This window comes from Streptobacillus notomytis, from assembly GCF_001902585.1.
Classification (GTDB): Bacteria; Fusobacteriota; Fusobacteriia; order Fusobacteriales; family Leptotrichiaceae; genus Streptobacillus; species Streptobacillus notomytis.
Map to the genome: position 1 here is coordinate 1 of NZ_LKKV01000130.1, position 7,248 is coordinate 7,248.

Consider the following 7,248-nt stretch of genomic DNA (forward strand, 5'->3'; position numbering starts at 1 on the left):
ATAACAGGACCAAGATATAAAATAGATGTTACTGTGGGAGCAGGATATAAACCAGATCCTCATGACAGGGAGACACAGTGGCAAAAATTTGTTGGAAACTTTGTAAATATAGATGCAGGGATAGGATTTTCTTCTGAATGGACAATTGAAATTAATAGAAAATTTGGAATAACATTTGGACCTAAGATTACAACAAATATATTCACAATAACTTATGAAACATCTATTGATTATGATATACATAGACAACTAGATTTTAGTCTTAGTACAGGTATTAGAACAGATTTTGAATATAGATTAAAAGATAATATTAAAATATATACCGGAGTAGAAGCAGCTTTAAATGTAAGCCCGGATATACATATTTCATATGCTTCTCCTGGTGAAAAAGGTAAAAGATATTTATATCTAGAAATACACCCAATGGTACTTGGTAAAGTTTCGTTAGGGGCAAAGATAAAGAAATATAGTATAGGGATTTACACAGAATTTGGTTTTGAAAAACAATTAGTTGGTGGAGTAGAGGTAGGATATACTTTTTAAAAATATAGAAAGGAAATATGAAATATGAGAAGATTAATTTTATCAATATTATTAATTATAGGTATAACTTCATTTTCAGCTAAGAAAGATAGACGAAATTCTGTATTAAATAAAAGATATGAAATTAAGAAAGTCAGAGATAGAAAAAATAGAAAATCTGTTAATTTAAATAAAGAAAATACAGTTAAAGAAGAAAATATTATAGATAAAAAAGATTTTAATTTAAATGAAAAAAATGTAATCATAGAAGAAAATAATATGAATACTAAAACTAGATTAAAAATAACAGGACCAAGGTATAGGTTAGAGGGAAGTATTAGTACATTACCTGTATATAATGATAAAACTAAACAAGTTGGATATTATGCATATAAGTCACTTTCATTTTTATCTGAATGGAAAAAACAGGTTACTAAAGATATAGATATAACATTTGGTCCTAAATTTTCTGCTAATCTTATCTTTTCTAGGGATTATTCCGAAGAATTAGTTAAAGTAGATAAAAGTCAAATTATAAGTACAATATCATTAGGTACAGAGGTTGATTTTAATTTTATGATACGAAAAAATGTAAAAATATATATAGGTTTAGAGACTTCAATAGGAGTAGGGATAAAAATTAATACTTTCAATGGTGCGGATGTATTACCTGAAAAAACTAAAGAAGGTAGAAATACGTACAAGTTTTATTTTGATGATGAGATTTTTAAAAGTTTAAAATATATGTATATAATTAAGGGATCACTTGGATTTAAGATAAATGATAAATATAATGTAGCATTTTTTGCTGGACATGGTAAGGGGCATTTTGGGATAGAAATTGGTCATACTTTTTAATAATATATTTTGTAAATATTTACATTTGTATAATGTAATTGCTTTTGATGTATATTTATGATAATATAAATTATAATATGATGACCTCAGATATTATTTTCTAGAATTAAGAGGCTATAAGCCTGATTAAAAAACCTGCTTTTTTAAAGTAGGTTTTTATTAATTTAAATATTTTCAAAAAAAATCATTTTTTTCATTTTTGCTCATTGACAAAATCAAATATGGGGGTATAATGTATCGAGGAGGACATGATTATGAGTAAAAATTTACAAAAAGAGAGATTTGATTTAATCTTGAAAATGGTAAAAGAAAATGATTATGTTAAGTATACAGATTTAGAAAAAAAATTAAATATTTCAATAGCGACAATAAGAAGAGATGTTATAAAACTTGAAACACAGGGTAAATTAAATAGAATTTCTGGAGGTATAGAATATAGGAATCCTAATTTAGATGAGGATTATCATATTAGGAGTGTTAAATATTCTGAAAAAAAGAGAGTGATTTCAAAAAAAGCTTCTAAATATGTTAAACCTAATACTTTGATATATTTAGATGCAGGAACTACTGTTTTTGAGATTATATCTTATTTAAAAAACATGAATGTAATTGTAGTAACTAATGGTGTAGAACATATTAATGAACTTATTAAAAATGAAATTTCATTTATATTACTTGGTGGAGAGGTAAAGCCTAAGACTAAAGCTATAATAGGAGTAACTGCAATGAAACAGTTAGAGCAATATAATTTTGATTTGGCATTTATGGGGACTAATGCTGTAAATGAAGAATTTGGTTTTTCTACTCCAGATATTGAAGAAGCTATAATTAAAGAAAAAGCAATTAGTAAATCTCAAAAAGTAATAGTACTTGCTGATTCTACTAAATTAAATAATATTTCAAGAGTTAAATTTGCAGATTTTAAAGACGCTATTTTAATTACTGAAAAAAAGGAGAATAAATGATTTATACTTTAACACTAAATCCAGCATTAGATTATGATATTTATTTAAATAAGACGGAATTAGGGAATTTAAATTTATCTAAAGATGTAAATTTTAGAGCGGGTGGAAAAGGGATAAATGTTTCAATCATGCTTAAAAATTTAGGTATGGATTCTATAGCCTTAGGATATGTTTCAGGATTTACTGGAAAGTTTATTAAAAGAAGCTTAGATGAAATGAATATATCTAATAATTTTATAGAAATAGACGGTATTACAAGAATTAATGTTAAAATTAATGATAGTAATGGTGAAACTGAAATTGCAGGTATTTCACCTATAATATCTAATATTGATATAGAAAAACTTTTAGGGGTTATAAAGGGTTTAAAAAAAGATGATATATTAGTACTTGCAGGATCTATTCCAGAAAATTTACAAAAAGACATATATAAAGTTATATCTATGGAAACTCAGGCTAAGATAATACTTGATACTAGGGGAGATAAATTAAATGATAATGTTTATAATAACATATTAATTAAACCTAATATTAAGGAACTTGAAGATGTATTTAATGTTAGTCTTAATAGTGATGAAATGATATATGAGTATGCACAGAAATTTATAGAAAATGGAATAGAAAATGTTTTAGTTTCTATGGGGAGTAAAGGAGCAATACTTGTAAAAAAAGGTAGGTATTATAAAGGGAATATACCTAGTGGGAAATATATTAATTCTATAGGAGCAGGAGATTCTATGGTTGCAGGATTTACCTATGCTTATGTAAATAAATATAGAGATGAAGATATTTTAAAACTTGCTATAGCTTGTGGCTCATCAACAGCTTATTCATATAATATAGGAGAAAAAGAATTAATAGATAAATTATTATTAGACATCAAAATAGAGGAGGTAAAATTATGAAATTAACAGAATTATTAAGAGAAAATCAGGTTATCTTCAATTTAAATGCAGATAATAAAAAAGATGCAATAATTGAAATGGCAAAGGTATTTAAACCAGATGTAATTAATGATCAAGAAAAATTCATTGAAGACTTATTTGCAAGAGAATCATTATCACATACTGCACTAGAGCTTGGAGTTGCAACTCCACATGCTAAATCTCGTGGGGTAAGTAAACCAGCATTGGTTATAGCCATAAAAAAAGAGGGTATAGATTTTAGTGAAGATCAAGAGGATAAATCAAAGCTATTTTTTATGATAGCTGTTCCTGAAAATGAGGGTAATTTACATATAGATATATTAACTAAACTTGCAGATGTAATGTTAGATAATGATAAACTAAATGCATTGTTAAATTCTACAAGCTATGATGAAGTTATAGATATTATAGAAAAGGAAAAAATTATGGAAAATAAAGAAAGTGAAAAATTTGTAGTAGCTGTAACAGCATGTCCTACAGGTATAGCTCATACATTTATGGCAAAAGATGCTCTAATTAAAGCAGCTAAAGAATTAGGAGTAAATATTAAGGTTGAAACTAATGGGACAAATGGAAGAAAAGATGAAATTACTAAAGAGGATTTAGAAAAAGCAAGTGGAGTAATACTTGCTATAAATAAGAGTGTTAATGAAGAAAGATTTAATGGATATAAGGTAATAAAGGTTGGAGCAAAAGACGGTATTAATAAAGCGAAAGAGTTAATTTTAGATACTTTAGCTGGTAAGGGAACTATTGCTAATTTTGAAAGTTCTGGAAATTCTACTTTTATGAATAATGGTAAAAAAGGTATGTATAATCACTTAATGTCAGGTGTTTCATACATGTTACCATTAGTAATAAGTGGTGGAATATTAATAGCACTTGCTTTCTTATTTGATAGTTTAGCAGGAAATTCTAATGTTGGTGGAGAATTTGGATCTACTTCTAAACTTGCAGCGACATTTATGCAAATAGGTGGAGCAGCTTTCGGATTATTTGTTCCTATACTTGCAGGATATGTTGCATATAGTATAGGTGAAAAATCATCTCTTGCAGCAGGACTTGTAGCTGGAGCTCTTGCATCAAGTGGTGGTTCAGGATTTTTAGGAGCATTAGTTGGTGGATTATTTGCAGGATATGTAACTAAATTTTATTCTAAGGTTACTTCAAATATTAAAAAACAATTACAAGGAATTAATCTTATACTATTTACACCTGTTATAACAGTTTTACTTACAGGGCTTGTTATGCTATTTTTATTAAATCCTATGGTTAGTGGTATTAATACTGGAATAACTAATTTCCTTGAAAGTATGAGTGCAAGCTCAAGAATACTTTTAGGTGCATTACTTGGTGGTATGATGGCTGTAGATATGGGTGGACCAGTTAATAAGGCAGCATATGTATTTGGTACAGGAACATTAGCTGCAACAGTTTCTACTGGTGGTTCATCAGCTATGGCGGCAGTTATGGCAGGGGGTATGGTTCCTCCACTTGCAATAGCTATTGCAACTACTGTATTTAAGAATAAGTATAATAAGGATGAAAGAGAAGCAGGAATTTCAAACTATATCATGGGTATTTCATTCATAACTGAGGGAGCAATACCATTTGCTGCAGCAAATCCTTTAAGAGTTTTACCTGGAGCAATAATAGGTGCAGCAATTTCAGGAGCATTAACTATGTTATTTAACATTAAAATACCAGCGCCTCATGGAGGAATACTTGTAATGTTTTTAAGTTCTAATTTTTTCTTGTACTTACTTGCTATAATGATAGGTTCAATAATAGGGGCTATTATTTTAGGAATATTAAAAGAAAAAGATGTAAGATAAATAAAGACCTACTTTAAAAAAGTAGGTTTTTTTATAGACACTATTGACTTTTAAAAAAATGTAGATATAATAATATTGAAAAAACTAGAAAACGGTTTCTAAAAGAGGTGAAATTTATGAAAAAAACAATAATAGAAGTTGCAAAACATGCTGGAGTATCAAAAACAACTATATCAAGATATCTAAATGGGAAATATGAATTTATGTCTGCAGAAACGAGAAAAAGAATTGCTAAAAGCATTAAAGAACTTGATTATGTTCCTAATGGTATGGCAAGAAGTTTGAAAAACAAAAAAAGTAAGATAATAGGTTGTACTATTGCAGATATAGGTAATCAGTTTTCTAGCTATATTTTTAAGGGAATATCTGAAATATGTCAAAAGAATGGTTATAGGGTTTTAGTTACTGAAATAAGTAATAATGAAGAAGATGAAATAGAAGCAATAGAATCTTTAATTTCATATAACATAGATGGGTTAATAATTAATACATCAGGAAGTAATGATGATTATTTAATAAATCTAGTTAATGAGAAAAAATTTCCTGTGGTTTTAGCAGATAGAAGTATACATAAAAAAAATATTATAGATACAGTTACTATAAACAATCATGAAATTACTCATAAGGCTATGAAACATATACATTCTAGTGGTTATGATGAAGTAGCTTTCTTTAGTTTTGAGTTAAGTAATAATATAAGGGAAATAAGGCATAATGCATATGTTGAATCTCTTGAGAAATATTTTAATGTCAAAGATGATATCACATATATTTATGAGGAAAAGGATAAAAAAGATTTAGAAAGTAAGATATTAGATTTTTTAGAAAGGAATAATAAAAGAAAAGCCATTTTTTGTATGAATGGTAAAGTTTTATTAGAAATATTACAAAGTATTAAAAAATTAGGTTTAGACATAGAAGATGATGATATAGGTATATGTAGTTTTGATGATTGGGGTTGGGCAGAACTCGTAAATAAAGAGGGGATTACAACCATAAGTCAAGAATCTTATGAGTGTGGAGTTAAATGTGCAGAAGTTTTACTAGAAAGAATAGAAAATATGGAAAAGGCTGTGGAATATATAGAGTTGCCAGCTAAGTTAATAAAAAGAGGCTCAATAAAGAATAGGGGAAAGAAATGAAAAAAGTGTTACTGGTTGGAGAAGCTATGATGCTTTTTATGGCTGAAAATGGAGGAAATTTATCTTCTGTAGAAAAATATTTAACAGGTGTATCAGGAGCAGAACTTAATGTATGTGTGGGACTGACAAGATTAGGATTTTATTGTGAGTATTTAACAAGACTGGGTAATGATCCTTTTGGAGAAAGGATACAAGATTTTCTTAAAAAAGAAAATATAGGTATGAAATATATCGAAATAGATAATGAAAATAGAACAGGATTACAGTTAAAATCTAAAGTAGAAAATGGAGACCCACTAACATACTATTTTAGAAAAGGATCTGCTGCAAGCAAGATATGTAAAGAAAATATTGAAAAAATAGATATAGATGAATTCGATTTAATACATATAACTGGGATACCTTTAGCTTTAAATGATAATTTAAGGGAGGCTATAATACATTTAATGGAAAGGGCTAGAGATAAAGGTAAATATATTACCTTTGATCCTAATTTAAGACCAACTATATGGGAAAATGAAGAAATTATGATAAAGGTAATTAATGATGTTTCTAAAAAGGCGGATTTAATATTACCTGGAATAAATGAGGCAAGGATATTATTAAAAAAATATGATATTGATGAAATAGTAAAAGAATATAAAAATATGGGGATAAATAATATAGTAATAAAAGAGGGGGAAAAAGGTTCTCATTACTATAACAAAGAACATCACTATTTTATGCCCTGCTTTAAAGTAAATGAGGTTGTAGATACAGTAGGTGCTGGAGATGGATTTGCAGTTGGTATAATATCAGGTATATTAGATAATTTAGATTATATTAAAATGCTTGAAAGGGCAAATGCTATAGGTGCAATACAGGTAGGATGTAGGAGTGATAATGAAGGCCTTCCTAATAAGGAGGAGTTAGATAGGTTTATAAAAAATAATAAAAAGGGGTAAAGTTATGAAAGATAAGATTTTAAAAATGATGAAAAAAGAAAAACTAGTAGCAGTAA

At 27.7% G+C, this 7,248-nt stretch carries 7 protein-coding genes; all 7 read left to right on the plus strand.

Features of this window, described 5'->3' with window-relative positions; genetic code table 11:
* A partial coding sequence (locus BUE91_RS06660) for a hypothetical protein (RefSeq protein WP_073508362.1) occupies nucleotides 1-543 on the plus strand: 543 nt, incomplete at its 5' end.
* Between the two features lie 24 nt (nucleotides 544-567).
* On the plus strand, nucleotides 568-1,380 hold the full coding sequence (locus BUE91_RS06665; RefSeq protein ID WP_073508363.1) for a hypothetical protein: 813 nt from the start codon (nucleotides 568-570) through the stop codon (nucleotides 1,378-1,380).
* A 254-nt stretch (nucleotides 1,381-1,634) separates the two neighbouring features.
* The gene (locus tag BUE91_RS06670; RefSeq protein ID WP_073508364.1) at nucleotides 1,635-2,345 is read left to right on the plus strand and encodes a DeoR/GlpR family DNA-binding transcription regulator; all 711 of its coding nucleotides are present in this window, start codon (nucleotides 1,635-1,637) and stop codon (nucleotides 2,343-2,345) included.
* Nucleotides 2,342-3,250 (plus strand): 1-phosphofructokinase, encoded by a 909-nt coding sequence (gene pfkB, locus BUE91_RS06675; protein ID WP_073508365.1) that lies wholly within the window; start codon nucleotides 2,342-2,344, stop codon nucleotides 3,248-3,250. Before BUE91_RS06670 ends, pfkB begins: the two co-directional genes overlap by 4 nt.
* Entirely contained in the window at nucleotides 3,247-5,106 is a 1,860-nt protein-coding gene (locus BUE91_RS06680) for a PTS fructose transporter subunit IIABC (protein WP_073508366.1), read from the plus strand. Before pfkB ends, BUE91_RS06680 begins: the two co-directional genes overlap by 4 nt.
* Nucleotides 5,107-5,222: 116 nt before the next feature.
* Nucleotides 5,223-6,248 carry a LacI family DNA-binding transcriptional regulator gene (locus BUE91_RS06685; protein ID WP_073508367.1) on the plus strand — a complete coding sequence of 342 codons (1,026 nt, stop codon included), beginning with the start codon at nucleotides 5,223-5,225 and terminating at the stop codon, nucleotides 6,246-6,248.
* On the plus strand, nucleotides 6,245-7,192 hold the full coding sequence (locus BUE91_RS06690; protein WP_073508368.1) for a sugar kinase: 948 nt from the start codon (nucleotides 6,245-6,247) through the stop codon (nucleotides 7,190-7,192). The genes BUE91_RS06685 and BUE91_RS06690 overlap by 4 nt, the downstream gene beginning before the upstream one ends.
* Nucleotides 7,193-7,248 lie beyond the last annotated feature (56 nt).

Bases quoted from the DNA above. Each gene is read 5' to 3' on its own strand.
- BUE91_RS06665 (WP_073508363.1), top strand. From the start codon at position 568: ATGAGAAGATTAATTTTATCAATATTATTAATTATAGGTATAACTTCA.
- BUE91_RS06670 (WP_073508364.1), top strand. From the start codon at position 1,635: ATGAGTAAAAATTTACAAAAAGAGAGATTTGATTTAATCTTGAAAATG.
- pfkB (WP_073508365.1), top strand. From the start codon at position 2,342: ATGATTTATACTTTAACACTAAATCCAGCATTAGATTATGATATTTAT.
- BUE91_RS06680 (WP_073508366.1), top strand. From the start codon at position 3,247: ATGAAATTAACAGAATTATTAAGAGAAAATCAGGTTATCTTCAATTTA.
- BUE91_RS06685 (WP_073508367.1), top strand. From the start codon at position 5,223: ATGAAAAAAACAATAATAGAAGTTGCAAAACATGCTGGAGTATCAAAA.
- BUE91_RS06690 (WP_073508368.1), top strand. From the start codon at position 6,245: ATGAAAAAAGTGTTACTGGTTGGAGAAGCTATGATGCTTTTTATGGCT.